The sequence below is a fragment of the Pseudomonas kermanshahensis genome (assembly GCF_014269205.2).
In the GTDB taxonomy this organism is placed as follows: Bacteria; Pseudomonadota; Gammaproteobacteria; order Pseudomonadales; family Pseudomonadaceae; genus Aquipseudomonas; species Aquipseudomonas kermanshahensis.
This window is the reverse complement of record NZ_JABWRY020000001.1, coordinates 3,063,901-3,086,166: the sequence shown is the minus strand read 5'-3', so window position 1 is coordinate 3,086,166 and position 22,266 is coordinate 3,063,901. Positions and strand designations below refer to the sequence as shown.

The window sequence follows — 22,266 nt, the reverse complement described above, 5'->3', positions numbered from 1 at the left end:
AGATGAAACCTTTAGGGGGCGTGAACTTTTCCACTGGCGTTACGCCCAACAGTCGCTGTAAAACAGCCGGGCCGTGTGCGGCAACTTCAAGTAAATCAAGAACAAGGGGCCTGCAGCAGCAGCGCTCCATCGGGGGAATGATGGATTTTTGGACTGCCTTTCAGGCAATCATCTTAGGCGTGGTCGAAGGGTTGACGGAGTTCTTGCCGATCTCCAGCACCGGGCACCAGATCATCGTCGCCGACCTCATCGGCTTTGGTGGCGAACGGGCCATGGCGTTCAACATCATCATTCAGCTTGCCGCCATCCTGGCGGTGGTGTGGGAATTCCGACGCAAGATACTAGACGTGGTCTTTGGGCTCACCACCCAGCCTACGGCGCGGCGCTTCACCGGTAACCTGTTGCTGGCGTTCATGCCGGCGGTGGTGTTGGGCGTGCTGTTCGCCGACCTGATTCACGAATACCTGTTCAACCCGATCACCGTGGCTGCGGCCTTGGTGGTGGGCGGCGTGATCATGCTCTGGGCCGAGCGCCGTGAGCACCGCGTGGAGGTCGACCACGTTGATGAGATGCGCTGGAGCCATGCCTTGAAAATTGGTTTCGTCCAGTGCCTGGCCATGATCCCGGGCACCTCGCGTTCTGGCTCGACCATCATTGGCGGCCTGCTGTTCGGCCTGTCGCGCAAGGCCGCGACCGAGTTCTCGTTCTTCCTAGCGATGCCGACCATGGTCGGTGCAGCGGTGTACTCCGGCTACAAGTACCGTGACTTGTTCCAGCCAAGCGACTTGCCGGTGTTCGCCATTGGCTTCGTGACCTCGTTCATCTTTGCCATGATCGCTGTGCGCGCCCTGCTCAAGTTCATCGCCAACCATAGCTACGCGGCCTTCGCCTGGTACCGTATCGCCTTTGGCCTGTTTATCCTGGCCACTTGGCAGTTCGGTTGGGTGGATTGGTCGACGGCGCACGGCTGATATGGGCAGAGAGCAACGCGAGGAGGGCGTACGTAATGTACGCCTGAAACTACTGGTTTTGGGCGCGCTGTGCCTGCTACCGGGCCTGGGCGCGGCGCAGATGGCCTGGCACGATCAGTCCTGGTTGCCGTTGGCGCTCTACCCGGCGGTGAGCCTGATCAGCCTGCTGCTGTACTGGCAGGACAAACACCAGGCACGCAGCCAGGCCTGGCGCACGCCAGAAAAAGTGCTGCATGCCAGCGAGCTGTTTGGCGGCTGGCCGGGGGCGCTGGTTGCCCAGCAGATGTTCCGCCACAAGACGCGCAAGCTGTCGTATCAGCTGGTGTTCTGGGGGATTGTGTTGCTGCATCAGGTGTTTTGGGCGGACTACCTGTTTTTGGGGCGCCACCTGCTCTGGGTGTCCTGACGCTCAGATCAACAAGCCCACCTGCAACCGCTTCGCCAGCTTTCGCACCACCAATTGGTGCGAACGCTGCAGCAGGTCACACAGCTCGTCGCGCCCCATGGGGTAAGGCGGCGCCATGCTGACCCACCGCGCCCGCGCAAGGTAGGGCGCGGGCCGCACGCCGGGGCGGTCGCAGTAGCCCAGAAACAGCTCATCGGCGACCTTGAACGATAACCCTGCGCCCGCCAGGTCCAGCACCGCGAACATCTTGTTGCCCGCGACCGAAAACACCCGGATACCGCCCCACTTATAGTCCTCCCGCGCACCGGGCAGGCTCAGGCAGAAGTCCGCCACCTGGTCTTCGGTCATTTTCTGCTTAGACATAACGCTCCCCACAGGCCTCGAACGACGCTGCCAGATGATCAATCCATACCCGTACGGCCGGCAACACACCGCGCCGGTGAGGGTACACCGCCTGCAGATACCCACCCGGCAATGACCAGTCCGGCAGCAGCCGCACCAGCTCGCCACGTTCCAATTCCTCTTCGCAGAACATACTGGGTAGCGCAGTGAAGCCCAACCCGGCGCGGACCGCCGCATTGCGCACCACGAAATCATCGATGGCCAGGCGTGGCTCCAGGGCGATGTCCTGTTGGCGACCATTCGGGCCGAGCAGGCGAAAGTGTACCAGCCGGTCAGCTTCGGCCGCGCCCAGCACCGGCAATGAGGCCAGCTCGGCGGGCTCGCGAATGTGGTCAGCGAAGCCTGGAGCGGCGACCAGTTGCATTTGCGCCTGGCGCAGCCGGCGGGTAACCAGGGCCGGGTCCTCGTCGCCCAGGTCACGCACGCGCAGGGCTACGTCGATGCCTTCGGAAATCAGGTCGACCCGGCGGTTGAGCAGGACCATGTCCAGCTGTACCAGTGGGTACTGTGCAAGAAAACGGCTGATCACGTCCGGCAGAAACGCATGTGCCAGTGCTACCGGGCAGGACACCCGCAGCCGCCCGCGTGGTTCGCTGCTCATGCTGGCGACGGCCTCGTCGGCGGCTTCTGCCTCCAGCAGCATGGCCTGGCAGTGGTGCAGGTAGCGCTCGCCCACGGCAGTCAGCTTCAATTGCCGCGTGGTGCGCTGCAGCAGGCGTGTGCCCAGGCGCTCCTCCAGCTCGGCGATGCGCCGTGACAGGCGTGATTTAGGGATGCCCAGCTGGCGCCCGGCAGCGGCGAAACCGCCGGCTTCGACCACGCGTGCGAAGTAGAAGAGGTCGTTGAGGTCTTGCATGGGAATGTCTCACTGTTCCATCTGTGGGACAAACTAACGCATTTTTGCCTGCTTATCAGCTATTCGTCATCCCGGTAGGATTCTCCCCATCGTGATCGCCCAATGCCGCGGTCTTCATTACAGGAGAGTCCCATGAAACTGTTGCACATCGATTCGAGCATCCTGGGCGACAATTCCGCCTCCCGCCAGCTGAGCCGCGAAGTGGTCGAAGCCTGGAAAGCCACCGACCCAAGCCTGGAAGTGGTCTACCGCGACCTGGCTGCCGACGCCATCGCCCATTTCTCCGCTGCTACCTTGGTGGCCGCCGGTACCGCAGAAGACATGCGCGATGCGGCCCAGGCCTTCGAAGCCAAGCTGAGCGCCGAAACCCTGGAAGAATTCCTCGCCGCCGACGCCGTTGTGATCGGTGCGCCGATGTACAACTTCACCGTGCCGACCCAGCTCAAGGCCTGGATTGACCGCGTAGCCGTTGCCGGCAAGACCTTCCGCTACACCGAAGCCGGCCCTGAAGGCCTGTGCGGTAACAAGAAGGTGATCCTGGTATCCACCGCCGGTGGCCTGCACGCTGGCCAGCCGACGGGTGCCGGCCATGAAGACTTCCTCAAGGTGTTCCTGGGCTTTATCGGTGTCACCGACCTGGAAATCGTACGCGCCCATGGTCTGGCCTACGGCCCAGAGCACCGCAGCCAGGCCATCGATGCCGCACAGGCCCAGATTGCCAACGAGCTGTTCGCAGCTGCCTGATTGCAGTAAAAGGGGGCGCCTTGCGCCCCATCGCCGGCAAGCCGGCTCCCACAGAGATAGCGCCAACCTCAGTCCTGGCGCTGTACCTGTGGGAGCCGGCTTGCCGGCGATTCGGCTGTGTCAGGCGACCGGGATCGTCGGGTCAGCCGCGGCCAGCGCCGCCGCACGATCGTTCGCGGCCGGTGGGTAGATCCAGACCGTGTTGATCTGCGATTTGAGCACCTTGGCCTCTGCCTTGTCTTCCGGTGGCGATACTTTGCGCTCCCAACCTTCGGTATACACTGCGCCCCAGGCGCCCAGGTCGAGGCAGGTGACGTACTTGGGCTGGCTGTAGGTCATCGGTGCCACGCCGATCAATTCGGCCACGGCATTGTTGCCGGCGTAGCGGCCCAGCGGGATCGCATGCTGACAAGACATCACCGCATAGTTGCCAACCTCGTCGCAGGCGGCATAAGCAACGTCGCCTGCCGCGTAGACCGCGTCGTTACCCTTGACCTTGAGGTTGCCGTCCACGTGCAGCCGACCTTGGCGGTCTCGGTCACCGCTGATCTGCTCGGTCAATGGGTTGGCCTTGAACCCCACCGTCCAGATCACGGTATTGGCATCGATGCGCTGGCCGTTATCCAGCAGGACGCCGTCGGGGTCCACCGAGGCCACGGTTGCGCCGCAGATCCATTCCACCCCCAAAGCCTCGGATGCCTGCTCGATCGCGGGGCGGATGCCATCACCCAAGGCTGCGCCAATCCTGGCGCCACGGTCGATGACCACCACACGCAGTGTGGCCTGCTCACCAAGGATGTTGCGCAAGCGCGCCGGCAACTCGGTGGCAGTCTCGATGCCGGTGAAGCCACCCCCGGCCACCACCACGGTGTTGCGGGCAGGTGTGTCCGGCAGGCTAGCCAGGGACTTGAGGTGCGCCTCCAGGCGCGCCGCGCTGTCGATCTTGTCGACATCGAAAACATGCTCGATACCGACCATGTCCGGCCGGTTGAGCACACTGCCGCAGGCCATGATCAGGCGGTCATAACCCAGCTCGCACTCGGTACCGCTTTGCGTGCGATAGCGTACGCGCCTGGCAGCTTCATCGATGTGGAAGGCCGTGCCTTGCACAAAGCGCACGTTCACCGCCTCAAACAGCGCCTCCAGCGGCGCGGCCATCGTATGTACTTCAGGTTCGTAGAAGCGCGGGCGTACATGCAGTTCGGCCTGGGGCGCGAGCAGCGTCACCTCGACATCATTGCGACCGTTCAAGTCCAGCTGGCGAACAGCGCTCAGGGCGCTCCAGAGGCCGGCAAAGCCCGCGCCAATGATCAGGATATTCTTCATCGTTGTGCTCCTGGAATGTCCGGGTACTCAAGGTAGCCCGTGTTTGAGGAGACCGATGTTACGAGCGACGAGCGTAACGCCCTAGGTCAAAGAACCCTGAATTTCGGCCAACGAAACAGAGCGTGCAAAACGGGCGCGATAGTCACGCGGTGTTACCGCCAGATGACGCTGGAAGGCCAGGCGCATGCGTTCTTCGTTGCCGAAACCGCACTGGCGCGCGACCTGCTCGATAGGGCTTTCGACGCTTTCCAGCAGGCGCCGCGCGGCTTCCAGGCGGAACACTTCGATAGCTTTGGCCGGTGTGCGGCCGGTCTTGAGCTTGTACACCCGGGTGAAGTTACGCAGGCTCATGTGCGCCTGTTCGGCCAGGTGTTCGACGCTCAGCCGCGGGTCGCCAAGGTGTTCGTTGAGCCACAGGTGCAGGGCTTCGAACTCGCTGCAATCGCGCCCCTGCAGCTTGAGCAGTTCACTGAATTGCGCCTGGCCGCCGGGCCGCTTGAGAAAGACCACCAACTCGCGTGCCACCTGCATCGCCACTTCACGGCCGCAGTCCAGTTCGACCAGGGCGAGGGCCATGTCGATGCCGGCGCTGACCCCGGCCGAGGTCCACACCGCGCCTTGCTGAACGAAGATCGACTCGTGGTCTACCTGCACCGCTGGGAAGTCGCGGCGCAGTACCTCGCACATGGCCCAGTGGGTGGCGGCGCGGCGCCCATCGAGCAAACCGGCGCTGGCCAGCAGAAATGTGCCGCTGCACACCGAGGCTGTGCGCCTGGCCTGCACGGCGGCGCGGCGCAGCCAGGCCACCAGCGGCGCGTGGTCGGGGAGGGTGCGGATGATGTCCGGGGCGCCGGGTACGATCAGCGTGTCGACTACCTGTGCCATCACGGTGTCCAAGGTTTCTGTCGCCACCACCAGGCCTTCAGCGGTTTGCTGCAGGCCGCCGTCAAGGCTGGCGGTGTGTACCCGATAGCCTGGTCGGCCGCGTTCGGCCATGGCCTTGGTGGCGGCCCAGAACACCGTCTGGGCGCCCGTGAGGTCGAGCAGGCCCATGTGCGGATAGGCGACGAAGACCACGACGCGAGGGTGGTCGACCGGTTGCAGCGCAGGCTCAAGCTGGTGGGCGTGTTCAGTCATTGGCGGATGGCCTGATCAAAAGTGACCGCTTGGCGGGCTCAAAAGGTCGGTGGCGTGATCACCCAGATCACCACGGCATCCACATCCCCAGGGTTGCCATAGCGATGCGGCTCCTGGCTGGAATAGCTGAAACTATCGCCTTCGCCCAGCTGAAAGTAGCGCTCGCCCACCCACAGTTCAAAACTGCCGCTGAGAATATACCCTGCCTCTTCGCCGTCATGGCTGTAGCTCTGCTGGCTGTAGGTGCCCGGTGGAAAGCGCGAGTGAAGCATTTCCAGCTGGCGGTTGGGCTGGGGTGTAAGCAGTTGGTCGACGATGCCGTCCTCATAATGCACGCTGAGGCGGCTGTTACGGCGTACCACGTAGCCCTGGTCCTCCGGTGCAGTGCTGGCCTCGCTGGCAAAGAACCACTGGATGGTCACACCCAGGCTGCGGGCAATGTTGAACAGTGCCGGGATCGACGGGTAAGAGAGGTTGCGCTCCAACTGGCTGATGTAGCCGGCCGTCAGCTCGCTCTGTGTGGCCAACTCCGCCAGGGTCATGCCGCGGCGCTTACGCAGGCCGCGGATGCGGGTTCCCAGAAACTGCGGCGCGGCGTTGCCGTCGTCGGTGGCGGAGGGGGGCTGCGGGAGTTGGCTCATGCACGTCGGTCCGTCGGAAAACGGCAGTATGTACAGCCTCAGAGTGCCCAGGCAACCGTCAGCCCATCGTGAATCGCCTCCTCGGCGGTACGCGGTGCCAGGCAGTCGCCGATGCGCCGAACGTTGACCAGGCCGGCCAGCTCCGAAGCCAAGGTGTCATTTGGCTGGTGGCCCAGGCACAGCACCAAGGTGTCGATGCCTTCGAAGATCATCGGTTCGCCGCTGGCCGTGTGCTGCAAGTACACGCTGTTGTCATCGCAGCCATAGAGGCGGGCGTAGGGCGTGATGGGAATACCCAGGCGGTGCAGCTCGCCAGCCAGTTGATCGCGCACGTACAGCGGCAGGTTCTCGCCGCAATGGGTGCCGTTCACCGCCAATTGCACCTGATGCCCTTCGCGCGTCAGTCGCTCGGCGATACCCGGGCCGATCCAGTCGCAACGCCAGTCGATGACCAAGACCGAGCGCCCTGGGGTGACCTCGTTGCGCAGGATTTGCCAGGCATCCACTACCTGCAGTTCGCCGGCGCGTTCGAATGCCGGCCAGTAGGGCGTGGCGCCGGTGGCGGCAATCACCAGGTCGGGCCGCTCGCGCTCGACCAGTGCGCGGTCGACCCGCGTGTTGCGCACCACCTCCACGCCGGCCAAGGCCATTTCCCGTTGCAGGTTGGTGCTGGCGCCGCCGAATTCGCTGCGCCGGGGCAGCAGTTGCGCCAGCAGCACCTGGCCACCCAGTTGCGGGCCGGCCTCATACAGGGTGACGTGGTGGCCGCGCGCGGCGGCGACGGCGGCCGCCTTCATGCCTGCGGGGCCGCCGCCTGCAACCAGGATGCGCTTGGGGGCTGGGGTGGGGGTCATCTGGCCGTACTGCAGTTCGCGGCCGGTTTCTGGGCGCTGAATGCAGGAAATCGCCAGGCCGCGGTGAAAATGCCCGATGCATGCCTGGTTACAGGCAATGCAGGCGCGCACGTCCTCAACCCGGCCATGCTCGGTCTTGGTCGGCATCAGCGGGTCGCAGATCAGTGCGCGGGTCATGCCACACACGTCGGCCTGGCCACGCGCCAGGATCAGCTCGGCCTCTTGGGGTTGGTTGATGCGCCCAGTAACGAACAACGGAATGGCCAGGCGCTGCTTGAACGTACCGGCTTCGCGCGCCAGGTAGGCTGGCTCGATGGCCATGGGCGGGACGATATGCACCGCGCCCCCCTGGGACGCCGAGGTGCCAGCGACGATGTGCAGGTAGTCGAGCTGGCCTTGCAACGCTTCGGCGGCCGCCAGCGACTCGTCTTCGCTCAGGCCTTCACTGTCACGCTCGTCGGCGCTGATGCGCAGGCCGACGATAAAGTGTTCGTCGGTGGCTGCGCGCACCGCCGCCAACACTTCGCGCAGAAACCTCAGGCGCTGCTCCAGGCCGCCGTTGTAACCATCGGTGCGCAGGTTGACCCGCGGATTGAGAAACTGCGCAGGCAGGTAGCCATGGCTGGCGACCACTTCGACGCCATCCAGCCCCGCCTGGTGCAGGCGGCGGGCGGCGCTGGCATAGCCCTGGATGATGTCATCGATCATCGGCTGGTCCAGCGCGCGCGGCATCACCCGGAAGCGCTCGTTGGGCACCGACGAGGCCGAATAGGCCACTGCCAGCAAGCCGTCGGCAGATTCCATGATCTCCCGCCCCGGATGAAACAGCTGCGACAGCACCACGGTGCCGTGTTCATGGCAGGCCTCGGCCAGGCGCCGGTAGCCGTCGATGCAGGCATCGTCGGTGGCCATCAGCACGTGGGAGGTGTAGCGGGCGCTGTCATGCACACCGGCCACCTGCAGCACGATCAGGCCAACCCCACCGGCGGCGCGGTCTCGCTGGTAAGCGATGAGCTTGTCGTTGACCAGGTTGTCGGTGGGCAGGCACGTGTCGTGGCCCGTGGACATGATGCGGTTCTTCAGCCGTTTGCCGCGAATCTGCAAGGCTTCGAACAGGTGGGGAAAGGCAGTTTGCATACGGGCGGCTCCGGTGCGGTGTTGTTCTTGTTTTGTTTATGAAAGTGTACCGACAGTAAAAAATCAACTTGTTTTTTTACTGGTGCGCGGCTAGGTTTTCTTCACCCTCACTGGTGAGGGCGTGACCTCACAACAACAAGAAATCGGGCCCTTGGGCACCGGCAGGAGGCAACCTCGATGCATGCATTCCCTCGCACAACCCACCTTTGCGCAGCGCTTCTGGCCCTTGGCTTGGGCAGTGCGCACGCTGCGCCGCAGATGGTCGTGGTCGGCTATGGCGGCGCCGGTCAGAAAGCCCAGGACGAGGCGATCTTCAAGCCTTTCAGTGCCCAGGACGGCAGCAAGTTGATCCAGAGCGAATACAACGGCGAAATGGCCCGTATCCAGGTCATGGCCGATACCGGCAACGTCGATTGGGACGTGGTGCAGATCGAGGGGCCCGACCTGATGCGCGGCTGTGAGGAGGGCATCTATGAGCGGCTGGACTGGCAGCGCCTGGGCCATGCCGCCGAGCTGATACCGGATGCCGCGCAGGACTGCGGTTCTGCCGCCCTGGTGTGGAGCGTGGCGATTGCCTACGACCGCAACAAGCTGGCTCAAGCCCCGGCTTCATGGGCCGACTTCTGGGACGTCAGCAAGTACCCAGGCAAACGTGGCCTGCGCAAGCGTGCGGTGTACAACCTGGAGTTCGCCTTGCTGGCTGATGGGGTCAAGGTCGAGGACGTGTACACGGTGCTGTCAACGCCAGCCGGGGTCGACCGCGCGTTTGCCAAACTCACTGAGCTCAAGCCCTATATCCAGTGGTGGGACGCGGGTGCCCAGCCGGCCCAGTGGCTGACTGCCGGCGATGTGGTGATGACGTCTACCTACAGCGGCCGCATCGCGGTGGCAGCGCAGCAGGGCAGCCCGCTGGCCTTGGTCTGGCCGGGCAGCCTGTATGGCATGGACTATTGGGCGATCATCAAGGGCTCGCGGCATGTCGACCAGGCCAAGCGGCTGATCGCCTATGCCAACCAGCCTGATACCCAGGTGCGTTACGTCGAGCAGATCCCCTATGGGCCCACCAACACCCAGGCAGCGGCCAGGCTCGCCCCGGCGCTGGCCGGCTGGGTGCCAACCTCGCCACAGAACCTGCAGGGGGCGCTGGCGATGAACGTGGCGTTCTGGGTCGACCATGGCGAAGAGCTGGAGCAGCGATTCAATGCTTGGGCTACCAAATAGCCTAGTGTTCACAGCTGCCTTTCTAACAGGACGAACGAGAAATGACCCTTACCGAACAGACCCTGCGTCAGGAGCTGGCGGCCTGCTACCGCCTGGTCGCTCACTTTCGCATGAGCGACCTGATCTTCACGCACATCTCGCTGCGCGTGCCTGGGCCGGAGCACCACTTTCTGATCAACCCCTACGGCTTGCTGTTCGACGAGATCACAGCCTCCAGCCTGGTGAAGATCGACTTGCATGGGCAGCCAGTCGAGGCGACCCCACACCCGGTCAACCCGGCCGGGTTCGTCATCCACAGTGCTATTCATGCGGCTCGCGAAGACGCCCACTGCGTGCTGCACACCCACACCCGGGCCGGGTGTGCGGTGGCGGCACTGGAATGTGGCCTGCTGCCGGTCAACCAGATGTCCATGGAGTTTCATGGCAAGGTTGCCTACCACGATTACGAAGGCATCGCCCTGGACCTGGATGAGCAACAGCGCTTGGTGGCCGACCTGGGTGACCGGCCGGTGATGATCCTGCGTAATCATGGGTTGCTGACCACCGGGCGTTCTGTGGCCGAAGCCTTCCTGCGCATGTACTACCTGGAAAAAGCCTGCGAGATCCAGTTGGCGGCGCAGAGTGCCGGGCAATTGATCCTGCCGCCGGCCGCCGTGTGTGAGCGTACCGAGCAGCAGTTCAATGCGCCACTGAAGGGCTTGAAGCAGGGCGAACTGTCGGACCCGGATGCAGTGGGGCTGGCGTGGGGCGCGCTGCTGCGGATGCTGGAGCGGGGGGCGCCGGGTTACCGCGACTGATGGTTGAATGCCACGGCGTATGAAGACTGCAACAGTGACACTGTTGCGCAACCCTGCGCCCTAACTGTGCTGGTCCCTGGAAAAGGAATAGCCTTATGCTGTAACGAAATATGTCTAGAAAGCCTGAAGAAGGATGTCGCAATGCCGCTCAAGGACCTGCTGATCGCCCTGGTGGTGATTGTTGCGTGGGGAGTCAACTTCGTGGTCATCAAGGTCGGCCTGGATGGCCTGCCGCCGATGCTGCTGGGGGCGTTGCGCTTCTTGTTGGTGGCCTTCCCGGCGGTGTTGCTGGTAAAGCGGCCCAAGCTGCCCTGGCGCTGGTTGATCGCTTATGGCGCGACGATCTCCTTGGGGCAGTTCGCCTTCTTGTTCCAGGCCATGTACAGCGGTATGCCGCCGGGGTTGGCGTCGTTGATCCTGCAATCCCAGGCATTCTTCACTTTGGGTTTCGCTGCGTTGTTCCTGGGTGAGCGGTTGCGCCTTGCCAGCCTGCTGGGGCTGCTGGTGGCGGCCAGCGGGTTGGCCTTGATCGGCAGTGAAGACGGCGGCCATGTGCCGATGCTTGCGCTGTTGCTGACCCTGTGCGCGGGCGCGATGTGGGGCGTGGGCAACATCATCACGCGGCGTTTCGGGTCGGTCGACCTGGTGGCACTGGTGATCTGGGGCGGGCTGATTCCACCGTTGCCATTCTTGGCTTTGTCGTGGTGGCTGGAAGGGCCTGAGCGCATTGGCCATGCCTTGGCCAACATCGGTTGGAACTCGGTACTGGCGTTGGCCTACCTGGCATTCGTCGCCACCATGCTCGGCTACAGCCTGTGGAGCAAGCTGTTGTCGCGCCACCCGGCGGGCAAGGTCGCGCCATTCTCGCTGCTGGTCCCCGTGATTGGCTTGAGCTCCTCGGCCTGGTTGCTGGGGGAACGCCTGACCATGTTGCAGGGGTGGGGCGCGTTGCTGGTGATGGTCGGGCTGCTGGTGAATGTGTTTGGCGCGAAGATCGGCCAGCGGTTACGTGCGGCCAGCGTCTCCTGACGCCGGGCTGCCAGTGCTCTGTTAGAATTGGCGCTTTTCGCCAGGCCAACGGAGCACTTTCATGATCATCTCCACCACCAGCCAGCTCGAAGGCCGTCCGATTGCCGACTACCTGGGCGTCGTCAGTTCTGAGTCCGTGCAGGGCATCAACTTTGTGCGGGATTTCTTCGCGCGTTTCCGCGACTTCTTCGGTGGCCGCTCACAAACCCTGGAGAGCGCACTACGCGAGGCCCGCGAACAGGCTACCGAAGAGTTGAAAGCGCGCGCACGGCAGTTGAATGCTGATGCCGTAGTCGGTGTGGATTTCGAAATCAGCATGCCATCGGTGCAGGGCGGCATGGTGGTGGTGTTCGCCACTGGCACGGCAGTCCGCCTGAAGTAAGGCCATGTGCCACTGGTCGGGGGTAAAGCGTTTGGCCGGGCAGTCTGCAAATGACCAGCTAGTCTCACTTTTACCGGCCGCGTTCACCTAGGCAATACATCTGCTTGCCGGCGCGACCACCACTGGAGGGAGACTGGGCATGAGCGAATCCTTTTTTGAAGACCTGAACGACGCATTCCCGATCAACAGCCAGGTGCGTTGCGGCCAGTCGGCATTCCGTCTGGGCTTCGCCAACATGACGCTGGATGATTCGGAACAGCTTCAGCCTGCACATCTGCAGCGCACCAAGAAGGGCCGCTTCATGCCGCGGGTTCCGCTGAAAAAGTGATCCCGCTCCAGCAACCCCGCCAAACGGCGGGGTTTTTATTGCCATTCGTTGACGCCGCTCATGGCATCGCTGGGTTGCGCTCGCAGGCCTTGCGAAGATGTGGTTTTCTGGCGCGGCATTTCAGCAAACGGAGATTGAACGCTCATGCGAGTCAGGGAAGAGACCTATTGGCAGTGGGCCGACGCTCAACTGCACAGCCGCAGCCACGATGAAGCACTCAGTGACGGCACCACGCTGGATGTGCAGGTGCGGTTGTCGCGCCTCGGCGCCACCCAGTTGTTCCTCGGTGTGTACGCCGGCAATGGCCGGGCAGTGCTGGAAGAGTATTACCCCTCGCGCCCTGGCGAGACCATGACCCGTGCGCTGGTCTGGGGCGTCGAGCGGGCCCGGGCACTGGCTACCGGCGCCTTGCCGCTGCCAACCGTGGCGCAACCGCGCAAGCGCGCATGAAAAAGCCCGGCCTTTTGGGGCCGGGCTTGAGGGTGCGGGTAGCCACTCAGTTGAGCGGTTCGATCACCTTGACTGCCTGCCGCTCACGGGCGGCGGGCCATTCTTGTTGCAGGGTCTGCAGCACGCGGCCAACGAACTCGGTGTCGGCAGCGGCCTTCTTGCCGACGTAGCCTTGGCCACGGCGGTAGACCTTGAAGCGTGCACGCATGCTGGGCAGGTGCTCTTCGAATTCAGATTCGATGGTGTTCGGTGGCAGGCGGTCGAGACGCACCTCACCGGTCTGGCTGACCCACAGCAGATGGTCGTCGAGGCTGTCCTTGCGCACGGCGAACAGCTGGGCCAATTGGTCGATTGTGGGATTGTTGTTCAAGTTCATCATAAAGCCCCCATTACCCATTCGTAGGTGATTTTCACAGTTGGCGCTACCACGGTGTAGCGCACTACCAAGGCTGCTACAGCAGCATCGCAACAGGGGCTTTCACACGCTGCCTTTTGGACAGTTCCCTCTCCACGGACGGCCTGCGTTACCGCGCAAGCCGTCTGGAACACCCTTGCCACCGCTCCCGATCGGGGAGACGACTCAATCATGCCCAAGCGCGATGAACGGCGTCAACAGTTTTGTAGTGAATATTTTTACTCACTACATTTTTGTCATGTTGTTCGACAATCCAAGCGCTGGCCGGCGTAAAACCGGCCGCAGCCTTCAAAGCCCCTCAAGAATCTGGAAGGCCGCACGCACGCGGGCTTCGTTCGGATAATTACGGTTGGCCAGCAACACCACGGCCATGTTTTTGGCAGGAATAAAAGCGGCGTACGCGCCAAAACCGCTGGTTGCGCCGGTCTTGTTGTACCAGGCCTCACGCGGGGCAGGGCTGGCAGGGACGAGGCGGGTGGTGGCCTGAGGTTCACGGATCAGGCGAGGGCTGTTGCCATCGATCAGGGTGCCTAGCGCAACCGGATAAGGGTAATGCTCCCAGCCAAGGCCTTGGGTCATGGCGCCGACCTGGAAGTAGCCCTTATGGGTGATTGCAATGGCGTTTTGCAGTGCAGCGGGGAGGCCGTCTGGCTGCATCTGCAGGCGCACGTAGCGCAGCATGTCGCTGGCGCTGGTCTTGATGCCATAGGCTTCATCGGCATAAGGGCCTGGGCTGACGCGTACCGGGCGGTCTTCTGCGTCGTAGCCTTGGGCATAGAGCCCTTGGGCGCTGGCGGGCACTTGCAGGTAGGTGTGTTTCAGGCCCAGTTGCACCAGCAGGCCCTGGCTCATCAGCTCCGCGAAGGGGCGCTGTTGCGCGCGTGCCGCCAAATCGCCGAACAGGCCCAGGCTCGGGTTGGAATAGCAGCGCTGGGTGCCCGGCGCGGCGCGAGGCTTCCAGTGGCGGAAGAAGTCCACGACCTGTTGCGGCGTCTGCACTTCATCGGGGAACTGCAACGGTAGGCAATCGGCGCTGTAGGCCCCCAGTTCCAGCACGCTGGCGTCCCCCAGTGGCACCCCAGCCAGTGCGGGCTGATAGCGTTTTGCCGGGGCCTGAAGGTCCAGTTTGCCTTCGGCGCTGGCCAGGGCAGCGAGGGTAGCCGTGTAGGTCTTGCTCAACGAGCCGACCTCGAACAGGGTGTCTTGGGTAACCGGCGTGCCCTCGGCCTTGCTGGCCACGCCATAGTTGAAATAGTGCGCCTGGCCGTGGGCGTACACCGCCACGGCCATGCCGGCGATGCCTTGTTCCTGCATCAGTGTGCGAATGAGGGGGTCGACGCGTGCTTGCAGCGTGTCGTCAGCCTGAGCGGCTGCGTGGCCCATGGCGAATGTGATGACAGCAGCCAGTGCGGCCAGGCGAGGGAGCAACATGGGCAGGTCCTTTGTGGGGTTGTGTCCGTTCATCGACACCTGTGGGGGTTCCGGCGTTAGCGAAGAAAAGCCGCAGACCTTATCGTCTGCCTTTGCACAATGACAAGACGGAACCTGTGATGAAGTATTTGCGGATGTTATTCGACAATTTCACCCTGGCGCTGCTCGGGGTGGTGCTGATCGCCACCGTGCTGCCCTGCTCAGGTGACGGTGCAGTGTATTTTGGCTGGCTGACCAACCTGGCCATCGGCCTGCTGTTCTTCCTGCACGGCGCCAAGTTGTCGCGCGAAGCGATCATCGCCGGGGCCGGGCACTGGCGCCTGCACGCGTTAGTGTTCTCCTGCACCTTTGTACTGTTCCCCTTGCTGGGGTTGGCGTTCAAGCCGCTGTTCGTGCCGCTGGTTGGCAACGAGCTGTACTTGGGCGTGCTGTACCTGTGTGCGTTGCCGGCCACTGTGCAGTCAGCCATCGCGTTCACCTCCCTGGCCCGCGGTAACGTGCCGGCCGCCATTTGCAGCGCTGCCGCTTCGAGCCTGCTGGGCATCTTCCTCACGCCGCTGCTGGTGATGATGTTGTTGGGCGCCAGCGGTGACACTGGGTCGGGGCTGGATGCCGTACTGAAAATCACCCTGCAGCTGCTAGTGCCCTTCGTGGCCGGGCAGATAGCACGCCGCTGGATCGGCGCATGGGTCAAGCGCAACGCGCGCTGGCTCAAGGTCGTGGACCAGGGATCGATCCTGCTGGTGGTGTACACCGCGTTCAGTGAAGCGGTGGTGACGGGCCTGTGGCACACGGTATCGCCACAGCACCTGGCGGGGCTGTTCGTGGTCTGCGGGATTTTGTTGGCGGTGGTGCTGTATGGCACCCGTTTCCTTGGCAAGGTGCTGGGCTTTGACCTTGAAGACCGCATCACCATTCTGTTCGCCGGTTCGAAAAAGAGCCTGGCGACCGGCGTGCCGATGGCTCAGGTGCTGTTTGTGGGCAGTGGCATTGGCGCGATGATTTTGCCGCTGATGCTGTTCCATCAGATCCAGCTGATGGTGTGCGCGGTGCTGGCACAGCGTTATGCCAGCCGTGAGGATGTGGGTGAGAAGGCCCCTGTATCGTCCTGATAGACAAGGGGAATACCTACTGCTGACTGTGTGAGAGCAACTGTCTTGTGGTGCGTGTTCCGGCCTCTTCGCGGGCAAGTCGGACCGCCGCACCGCCGCTCCCACAGGTAATTGCGCAGGCTCGGACCTTGTAATCTTCAACAAATATCTACTAAGTCAGGTAGTTATGTTTTGTTCTTGAGGTTTTTTGTCACATCACCGGGCCTGGCCGGAGCTGCGCGCTCTTAACGCCTTGGCAACTTCCGCCTCTATCTTGTAGGCCGGGCCTTCCAGCTCATTGAAGTCACGCGTGTAGCGCCGGGCGAACTCATCGATGCCTAATGCCTGGTACTGCTGCACGTGCTTGAGCTCGTGCGCCCACAGCGCCACATTGTCTTCAGCATCGCTGGCATGGCGGAAGATGATCGTGTCGATCAGTGTCACGGCATTCACATCGGGGTTTTGCAGCATCGCGTTGGCTGCGCTCATCTGCTGTTCATCACCAACCCTGAAGCGCGCGGCATCGAGCACGGCAAAGTCATACCAGGGTTCGAGCTGGGCGCGGATGTGTAGCGGGATCGGCTCACTGCCGCTGGCGCTGGCTTCGTCACGGGCCTGGCGCAACGCGTAGGCCAGGCTGGTTGAGGCCATGGTTTCGACGTCCTTGAGGATCTGCCCGGCCTGGCCTGGGTCGACCGGCGCACAGAAACAGCCCATCAGGCAGACTTGGTACTGGCCCGGAGGGCAGGTCTGTTCAGCAAACACGGGCACGCTCAAAAACAAGCCAAGCAACAGGTTAACGGCTTTCATTCAAGGCCTTTTCGACGAAGCTGCGGCTGGCATCGAGTACTTCGGACTGCACGGCTTCGCTGGCGAGCATGCGCCCGATCAGCAACGCACCGACGCATTGGCTGATCAACACCCAGGCCAGTTGTTCATCCTCCAGTGTTGTGCTCCAGGCGTTGTGCAGCTCGACCAGCCAATGTTCGGCCACCTCACGCACCGGTTGATCTGCCCGGGCGATTTCCACCCCGAGCGGGGGCAAAGGGCAGCCCCCTTCGGCATTGTGCAGGTGGGCCAGGCTCAGGTACTGCTGCAGGCAACGGCCAAGGCGCTCGCGGCTGGCACCTTGGTTGGCCAGGCGCGCCAGCGGGCTGTTGCAAAGTTCCTGGCGAACGACTTCGGTGAACAGGTCATCTTTGGAAGGGAAGTGATTGTAAAAGGCACCGCCGGTCAGCCCGATGGCTTTCATCAGCCCAGCCACGCCAGTGCTGGTAAAACCGCCGCGTTTGGCCAGTGCACCGCTGGTGGCCAGCAGCTTTTCGCGGGTTTGTTGCTTGTGGTCGCTGGTATAGCGCATTCCATAGCCTCTGCACGCTTGGCTTGACGATGGGGGCGATCATAACATAGCGTTCGTTTACTAAACGATCATTCACCAAAGAGGCGCACATGACTCAACCACAAAAAGTAGTGCTGGTGATCGGCGCGGGGGATGCCACAGGGGGCGAGATCGCCAAACGTTTCGCGCGGGAAGGCTACGTGGCCTGCGTCACTCGCCGTCAGGCGGACAAGCTGCAACCGCTGCTGGACGAGATCCGCGCCGCAGGCGGCCAGGCTCATGGCTTTGGCTCCGATGCGCGTAAGGAGGAAGAGGTGGCCGCGCTGGTTGAGACTATCGAGCGTGATATCGGCCCGATCGAGGCGTTTGTCTTCAATATCGGCGCCAATGTGCCTTGCAGTATTCTCGACGAAACGCCGCGCAAATACTTCAAGATTTGGGAGATGGCCTGTTTTGCCGGGTTTCTGACGGCGCAGGCGGTGGCACGGCGGATGGCGGTGCGTGAGCGCGGCACGATTCTGTTCACAGGCGCTACTGCAGGTACCCGTGGCGCTGCTGGCTTTGCCGCATTCGCCGGTGCCAAGCATGGCCTGCGGGCGCTGGCCCAGAGCATGGCGCGTGAGCTGGGGCCGCGCAATATCCATGTCGCCCATGTAGTGGTGGATGGGGCAATCGATACCGCGTTCATCCGCGACAGTTTCCCCGAGCGCTACGCCCTCAAGGACCAGGATGGCATCCTCGCTCCGGCCCATATTGCCGACAGCTACTGGTTCCTCCACGCCCAACCGCGAGATGCCTGGACATTCGAACTGGACCTGCGCCCCTGGATGGAACGCTGGTAAGCCCCCTCGTCGACCAAGGACCCTACCCATGACCAAGACCGTCGAATTTTTCTTTGACCTCGGCAGCCCCGCCAGTTACCTGGCGTGGACCCAGCTGCCGGGTATCTGTGACCGCCATGGCGCGGCGCTGCATTATCGGCCCATGCTGTTGGGTGGGGTATTCCAGGCCACCGGCAATGCCTCGCCGGCAATGATCCCAGCCAAGGGCCGCTACATGTTTACCGACCTTGCACGCTTCGCAGCGCGCTACGGTGTGCCGTTTGGGCTACCACCGGGCTTCCCGATGAATACCCTGATGCTGATGCGCGGTGTAATCGGCACACAGTTGCAAGCACCGGAGCGCTTCGAGGCACTGTTGCGGGCATTGTTCAACGGCCTGTGGGCCGAGCGACGCAACCTGGGGGACGCGGCTGTGTTGCAGCAGACGCTGGAACAGGCCGGCTTTGACCTTGCCGCGCTCACTGCCCTGGCGGGCGACGCGCAGGTGAAGGCGGCCCTGAAGCAGGCCACCGAGGAAGCCGTTGCGCGCGGTGTATTTGGTGCGCCGACCTGTTTTGTCGGTGATGAGATGTTCTTTGGGCAAGACCGCCTGGATTTTGTCGAGGACGCGCTGCGTCAACCGGCCAGGCGCGCTTCCAGCTGAGTACGTTCCCACAGGCTGAGCAGGTCGGTGGGGTTGGTGCCGTAGCGGTGCCAGTCTTCAAGGCCGGCCTGATCACCGTTGGGGGCCACGCACTGGACGCATTGAGCAAGGCCTTCGGCATCCACGGCCAGGGTCAACTGCCAGCCTTCGATCAGCACATCGACCAGCCCTTCGGCCCGCTGGGCGGTGATGTGCAAGGGGTGGACGCCCAGGGCTGCGTCACGCAAGCGCTGATACGCGGCCCGTGTGTTCACGGTGCCTGGGCGGTTCACGGTCAGAAGTTCGCCGGGGTGTTGGCGCTGATGATTTCGGCCTCATCCTGGCCAATGTTCTTGAAGCTGTGCGGCAGGGTAGTGGGGATGTAGTAGCCATCACCCGAATTGAGCACGCTGACCTGGCCATCGACCCACAGTTCGACGGTGCCGCGGGTGACCAGGCCGCACTCTTCGCCTTCTGCATGCACGATCGGCTCGCCCGAATCGGCGCCCGGTGCGTACAGTTCACGCAGCATGCGCATTTGACGGGCCTCGACACTGGCACCCACCAACAGCATGCGCAGGCCGTTACGGCCCAAGTCTGGCTGCTCGCTGGCGCGGAACACGAAGCGCTCTTCCCGCACCGGCTCGTCGAAGCTGAAAAACTCCGCCAAGCTCATCGGGATCCCTTCGAGCAGTTTTTTCAGGGAGCTGACCGAAGGGCTGACGCGATTCTGTTCGATCTGCGAGATCGTCGAGTTGGTCAGCCCGCTGCGGCGGGCCAGTTCCCGTTGGGAGAGGTTGTTGCGTTCACGCACCAGTTTGAGTCGCGTCCCCGTGTCCATAGCCGCCTTTAATCAGAGGTGTCAAAAATAATGAGCGACGCATTAAAACACACTCTGCACGCTTGCGCGCTGTGCTTGTCAGGCGCGCGGTTCGCGTGGCATCGGCCATAGCCCGACCAGCAGCAACAGCGCGGCTACCGCCATGAACGGCAAGCGTGGGTCAAGGGCATACACCAGGGTGCCGGCCAGTGGCCCGATCACCGCGCCCATGCCCTGGGCGGCGCCGATCGAGCCCGCTGTCGCGCCTTGTTCCGAGGCCTGCATGGCGTTGGCTGCCAGCGCCGAAAACGCCGGGAACACAAAGCCCATGCCGGCCGCAGCGACGAAAAAGCACGCCCACAGCCAGGGCGCGGTGGTCGCCAGCGCACCGCAGGCAAAGCCCACGGCCGACACGCTGGCGCCCACCCGGATCATCTTCAGCGGTGGCCATTCCAGTTGGCGCAGCACAACTTGGGCCAGGATCAGCGCCACACCGACCGTGGTCAGGGCAATGCCGGCGACCTGAGCCGCGTCAGCCGGGCCCAACTGCAAGCGGTCCAGGGCGAAGAAACCGACGATGATCTGTGACACGGTGACGCTGAGCATGGCACTGAAGGCCACCAGCAAAGGCCGGCGCAGCCGCGGATCGCTCAGTTGCACCGGGCTGGGCGCATGGGTGTGCGCCAACGCTTGTGGCTTGAGTGTGAACAGCAACGCGAAGAACGCGGTGGCCGGCAGCAGCGACATGAGGTGGAACGGCAGGCTCAGGCTGTACCGCGCGAGCAGGGCGGCCAGCGCCGGGCCCAGCACGAGGCCGACCGCGTTTGCCGCGCCCAGTGAGGCCATGGCGCGGGCTCGGCGCTGCGGTTCGACATGGTCGGCGATCAGTGCATTGCAAGCCACTGGGATGGCGGCGTAGAAGGCGCCGATGCAGCCGCGTGCGAGCATGAGGCCGATAAAGGCCAGGGTTGCACCCGGCATCCAGCGCAGCGCGCCTTCGACGAATACGCACAACAGCCAGTAGGCCACGGTAAAGCCTGCGCTGCCCAACAGCAGCACGCGGCGGCGGCCGAGCCGGTCAGCCGCGCGGCCCCACGGGCGTGCCAGCAACACCCAGACCACCCCGGCGACGGTAACAGCGGCACCGGCCTGCCAGGTGGCCATGCCGAGTTGGCGGGCAATTGGGCCTATCAGGGCAACGAAGGCCATCATCGACATGGTGCAAGCCATGTTGGCCAGCAGCAATGGGCGTAAGTCGAGCGTGCCGGCAGGCACGAGAGTGGCAGGATCCTTTGCGACGTTCATGGGCAGTCCAGAGAAGTTCAGCGATAAGTGCGCCGATGGTAATAAGCATTATTATCGATTGTCGACCGCCCTGAACCGCACCGGCTTATTCGCTGCGACGCAGAGGGCCAGGCCACATGCTACGCAAGACGCCGTCGCGGCGCACCAAAGCGTGCATCAGCGCTGCGCCTAGGTGCACCAGGATCGTCGCGAACAGCAGGTAGCCAGCCCAACCGTGGGCTTGTCGCAGCACGGCATACAGCTGCAGGTCGTGGGGGGCGATTGCCGGTAATTGCAGGGGCCGCGGGTAGCCACCGGCCGACAGCATGGCCCACCCCAGCAGCGGCATGGCCAGCATCAGGCCATAGAGCAGTACATGCGAGGCCCCGGCGGCGAACCGCTGCAGCGGTGGCAGGTCGCGTGGCAGCGGTGGGTGTGGCAAGGCCAGACGCAGGCCGATACGCAACACCACCAGTACCAGCAAAGCCAGGCCCGTGGCCTTGTGCAGGCTGATCAATACGGGGTGGCGCGGTGACAGGTCGCTGACCATGCTCACACCGATGAACAGCATGGCCACAATCAGCACCGCCATCAGCCAGTGCAGCAGCCGGGCGAGGGGGTGGAAGGCTTCAGGTTTCATGGGCGGGCTCCAGTGTCGAGCGATTCACGGCTGCGGCGGTTGAACGATTCTGAATAGGCGGCGGATCGGGCGGCCAGAATCGGGTCGGCAGAGGCTTCGATGCCGTGGGGCAGGATCAGTGGGTCGAAATTAATGTCGCGACAAGCACCTTGCTCAGGCGCTTCGACCTGTTCGAGCACAAGCGTGCCGGCGTCTACACTGCGCCGTTGCGCAGGCCATGGGCTTGCCGGGTTGTCCACGGCGTCGCCAGGCTCGGCCAGGACCAGGCGCAGGGTCCAGCGCAGCGGCCCTTGAGCCAGGCGCTGTTGCAGGTCGTGCTGCAGGTATTGTTTGTCGTCCACCTGGCCTGGCAGGGCGGTAAACGGGGTTTGCGGCTCCAGTTGCCAACGTACCGGCTGGGCCGCGCCGGCGGCGTCGATCAGGCGGAAGGCATTGATGCTGTGATACTGGGTACTGGCGAAACTGTTGCTTGGCTTGTAGCTCGCCGCCCACTGGCGGAACGCCGCGCTTTCGGGGTGGGCGGCAAAAAACGCTTGTTGCCTGGCCGGGTTTGGTTTGCCGGTGGCCGGGTCTGGCGTACTGGCCAGGACCTGTTCATAGAAAGCCTGCGGCGTACCCACCGCCAGCACCGGCGGGTTGTTCATGCCGGTACGCCAGACTTGCCCGTCGTCAGTGCTGAGCTGAAGCGCCAGGCTGCGCACCGGGATTGCGGTGTCCGGCGCGAACGGGTTGGCGCCGCCAATGGCAAAACGGCCGATAACCGGCACGCGTGCCTGGCTGAACACGCGGGCCGTGGACAGGCTGGCAGCCTGGCCGCTGGCCTGGAAGTAGCCCGAGACACAGAGGCCTTTTGCGTGGTTCTTGCGGTAGCCTGGGTAGTGCCCTGCCTGGGCCTCGAAGGTGTCGATGATGCGCTTTGGCGTCAGTTCAGGTGCGCCGATCCAGCCGGCGGCATAGGCAAAGCCTGCGCCGGCAGCCAGCATGACAGCGCCGATGGCCGCCAGGCGCAGGGCCTTGGCGGGGCCGTGCAAAGGTGAGTTCATGATCATCGTCCGGTTCTGTGAAGGTGCCGGTACGACGCTGCAGGGAAAAACTTATTCC

27 protein-coding genes are annotated in these 22,266 nt (G+C 63.4%); 12 read left to right on the top strand and 15 right to left on the bottom strand.

Annotation, left to right across the window (positions count from 1 at the left end; translation table 11 throughout):
- Window positions 1–140 precede the first annotated feature (140 nt).
- Together HU764_RS14090 and HU764_RS14085 are read left to right on the top strand one after the other, a co-directional pair.
- Complete coding sequence (locus HU764_RS14090; protein ID WP_099455835.1) at window positions 141–971, top strand: undecaprenyl-diphosphate phosphatase; 831 nt, start codon at window positions 141–143, stop codon at window positions 969–971.
- A gap of 1 nt (window position 972) precedes the next feature.
- The gene (locus tag HU764_RS14085) at window positions 973–1,377 is read left to right on the top strand and encodes a DUF1294 domain-containing protein (protein WP_186676438.1); all 405 of its coding nucleotides are present in this window, start codon (window positions 973–975) and stop codon (window positions 1,375–1,377) included.
- A gap of 3 nt (window positions 1,378–1,380) precedes the next feature.
- Here the strand turns inward: HU764_RS14085 and HU764_RS14080 are convergent, their stop codons facing one another.
- Complete coding sequence (locus tag HU764_RS14080; protein WP_186702706.1) at window positions 1,381–1,740, bottom strand: MmcQ/YjbR family DNA-binding protein; 360 nt, start codon at window positions 1,738–1,740, stop codon at window positions 1,381–1,383.
- Complete coding sequence (locus HU764_RS14075; RefSeq protein WP_027594779.1) at window positions 1,733–2,635, bottom strand: LysR substrate-binding domain-containing protein; 903 nt, start codon at window positions 2,633–2,635, stop codon at window positions 1,733–1,735. Before HU764_RS14075 ends, HU764_RS14080 begins: the two co-directional genes overlap by 8 nt.
- A 132-nt stretch (window positions 2,636–2,767) precedes the next feature.
- On the opposite strand from HU764_RS14075, the gene HU764_RS14070 reads away from it, so the two are divergent.
- Entirely contained in the window at window positions 2,768–3,379 is a 612-nt protein-coding gene (locus HU764_RS14070; RefSeq protein ID WP_027594780.1) for an FMN-dependent NADH-azoreductase, read from the top strand.
- A gap of 120 nt (window positions 3,380–3,499) precedes the next feature.
- Here the strand turns inward: HU764_RS14070 and HU764_RS14065 are convergent, their stop codons facing one another.
- From HU764_RS14065 to HU764_RS14050, 4 genes are all read right to left on the bottom strand, one after another.
- The gene (locus HU764_RS14065) at window positions 3,500–4,705 is read right to left on the bottom strand and encodes an NAD(P)/FAD-dependent oxidoreductase (protein ID WP_186702705.1); all 1,206 of its coding nucleotides are present in this window, start codon (window positions 4,703–4,705) and stop codon (window positions 3,500–3,502) included.
- 81 nt (window positions 4,706–4,786) lie between these two features.
- Window positions 4,787–5,842 (bottom strand): GlxA family transcriptional regulator, encoded by a 1,056-nt coding sequence (locus HU764_RS14060; RefSeq protein WP_186702704.1) that lies wholly within the window; start codon window positions 5,840–5,842, stop codon window positions 4,787–4,789.
- A gap of 38 nt (window positions 5,843–5,880) precedes the next feature.
- Window positions 5,881–6,483, bottom strand: a complete 603-nt coding sequence (locus tag HU764_RS14055; RefSeq protein WP_186676452.1) for a cupin domain-containing protein — start codon at window positions 6,481–6,483, stop codon at window positions 5,881–5,883.
- A 38-nt stretch (window positions 6,484–6,521) separates the two neighbouring features.
- Entirely contained in the window at window positions 6,522–8,474 is a 1,953-nt protein-coding gene (locus tag HU764_RS14050; RefSeq protein WP_186702703.1) for an oxidoreductase, read from the bottom strand.
- Window positions 8,475–8,651: 177 nt separating this feature from the next.
- Between HU764_RS14050 and HU764_RS14045 the strand changes: the two genes are divergently transcribed.
- From HU764_RS14045 to HU764_RS14020, 6 genes are all read left to right on the top strand, one after another.
- Window positions 8,652–9,695, top strand: coding sequence for an ABC transporter substrate-binding protein (locus HU764_RS14045; protein WP_186702702.1), 1,044 nt, complete (start codon window positions 8,652–8,654; stop codon window positions 9,693–9,695).
- 41 nt (window positions 9,696–9,736) lie between these two features.
- The gene (locus HU764_RS14040) at window positions 9,737–10,492 is read left to right on the top strand and encodes a class II aldolase/adducin family protein (RefSeq protein WP_186702701.1); all 756 of its coding nucleotides are present in this window, start codon (window positions 9,737–9,739) and stop codon (window positions 10,490–10,492) included.
- Window positions 10,493–10,633: 141 nt separating this feature from the next.
- A complete protein-coding gene (locus tag HU764_RS14035; RefSeq protein ID WP_085273494.1) occupies window positions 10,634–11,521 on the top strand; it encodes an EamA family transporter in 888 nt (295 codons plus the stop codon).
- A 61-nt stretch (window positions 11,522–11,582) separates the two neighbouring features.
- Window positions 11,583–11,903, top strand: a complete 321-nt coding sequence (locus HU764_RS14030) for a YbjQ family protein (protein WP_027594788.1) — start codon at window positions 11,583–11,585, stop codon at window positions 11,901–11,903.
- Between the two features lie 139 nt (window positions 11,904–12,042).
- A complete protein-coding gene (locus HU764_RS14025; RefSeq protein WP_027594789.1) occupies window positions 12,043–12,231 on the top strand; it encodes a hypothetical protein in 189 nt (62 codons plus the stop codon).
- Window positions 12,232–12,375: 144 nt separating this feature from the next.
- Window positions 12,376–12,681, top strand: coding sequence for a hypothetical protein (locus HU764_RS14020; protein WP_186676470.1), 306 nt, complete (start codon window positions 12,376–12,378; stop codon window positions 12,679–12,681).
- Window positions 12,682–12,727: 46 nt separating this feature from the next.
- On the opposite strand, the gene HU764_RS14015 is transcribed toward HU764_RS14020, so the two are convergent.
- Both HU764_RS14015 and ampC read right to left on the bottom strand, forming a co-directional pair.
- On the bottom strand, window positions 12,728–13,060 hold the full coding sequence (locus tag HU764_RS14015) for a hypothetical protein (protein WP_186702700.1): 333 nt from the start codon (window positions 13,058–13,060) through the stop codon (window positions 12,728–12,730).
- Window positions 13,061–13,384: 324 nt separating this feature from the next.
- Window positions 13,385–14,527, bottom strand: a complete 1,143-nt coding sequence (gene ampC / locus HU764_RS14010; protein WP_186702699.1) for a class C beta-lactamase — start codon at window positions 14,525–14,527, stop codon at window positions 13,385–13,387.
- A 119-nt stretch (window positions 14,528–14,646) separates the two neighbouring features.
- Between ampC and HU764_RS14005 the strand changes: the two genes are divergently transcribed.
- Complete coding sequence (locus HU764_RS14005) at window positions 14,647–15,639, top strand: bile acid:sodium symporter family protein (RefSeq protein ID WP_099429524.1); 993 nt, start codon at window positions 14,647–14,649, stop codon at window positions 15,637–15,639.
- A 195-nt stretch (window positions 15,640–15,834) separates the two neighbouring features.
- On the opposite strand, the gene HU764_RS14000 is transcribed toward HU764_RS14005, so the two are convergent.
- Both HU764_RS14000 and HU764_RS13995 read right to left on the bottom strand, forming a co-directional pair.
- Entirely contained in the window at window positions 15,835–16,428 is a 594-nt protein-coding gene (locus HU764_RS14000; protein WP_186676476.1) for an eCIS core domain-containing protein, read from the bottom strand.
- A complete protein-coding gene (locus HU764_RS13995) occupies window positions 16,415–16,978 on the bottom strand; it encodes a TetR/AcrR family transcriptional regulator (RefSeq protein WP_186702698.1) in 564 nt (187 codons plus the stop codon). Before HU764_RS13995 ends, HU764_RS14000 begins: the two co-directional genes overlap by 14 nt.
- An 89-nt stretch (window positions 16,979–17,067) precedes the next feature.
- On the opposite strand from HU764_RS13995, the gene HU764_RS13990 reads away from it, so the two are divergent.
- Both HU764_RS13990 and HU764_RS13985 read left to right on the top strand, forming a co-directional pair.
- Window positions 17,068–17,799 carry an SDR family oxidoreductase gene (locus HU764_RS13990; RefSeq protein WP_186676482.1) on the top strand — a complete coding sequence of 244 codons (732 nt, stop codon included), beginning with the start codon at window positions 17,068–17,070 and terminating at the stop codon, window positions 17,797–17,799.
- A gap of 28 nt (window positions 17,800–17,827) precedes the next feature.
- A complete protein-coding gene (locus HU764_RS13985; protein ID WP_186702697.1) occupies window positions 17,828–18,442 on the top strand; it encodes a 2-hydroxychromene-2-carboxylate isomerase in 615 nt (204 codons plus the stop codon).
- Here the strand turns inward: HU764_RS13985 and HU764_RS13980 are convergent.
- From HU764_RS13980 to HU764_RS13960, 5 genes are all read right to left on the bottom strand, one after another.
- A complete protein-coding gene (locus HU764_RS13980) occupies window positions 18,415–18,714 on the bottom strand; it encodes a DUF7693 family protein (RefSeq protein ID WP_338109071.1) in 300 nt (99 codons plus the stop codon). The genes HU764_RS13985 and HU764_RS13980 overlap by 28 nt on opposite strands.
- A gap of 2 nt (window positions 18,715–18,716) precedes the next feature.
- Complete coding sequence (locus HU764_RS13975) at window positions 18,717–19,262, bottom strand: cupin domain-containing protein (protein ID WP_027594799.1); 546 nt, start codon at window positions 19,260–19,262, stop codon at window positions 18,717–18,719.
- 78 nt (window positions 19,263–19,340) lie between these two features.
- A complete protein-coding gene (locus HU764_RS13970; RefSeq protein ID WP_186676488.1) occupies window positions 19,341–20,546 on the bottom strand; it encodes an MFS transporter in 1,206 nt (401 codons plus the stop codon).
- A gap of 85 nt (window positions 20,547–20,631) precedes the next feature.
- Window positions 20,632–21,165 (bottom strand): cytochrome b, encoded by a 534-nt coding sequence (locus tag HU764_RS13965; protein ID WP_186676491.1) that lies wholly within the window; start codon window positions 21,163–21,165, stop codon window positions 20,632–20,634.
- Entirely contained in the window at window positions 21,162–22,214 is a 1,053-nt protein-coding gene (locus HU764_RS13960) for a catalase family peroxidase (RefSeq protein ID WP_186702696.1), read from the bottom strand. The genes HU764_RS13965 and HU764_RS13960 overlap by 4 nt, the downstream gene beginning before the upstream one ends.
- Between the last annotated feature and the right edge of the window lie 52 nt (window positions 22,215–22,266).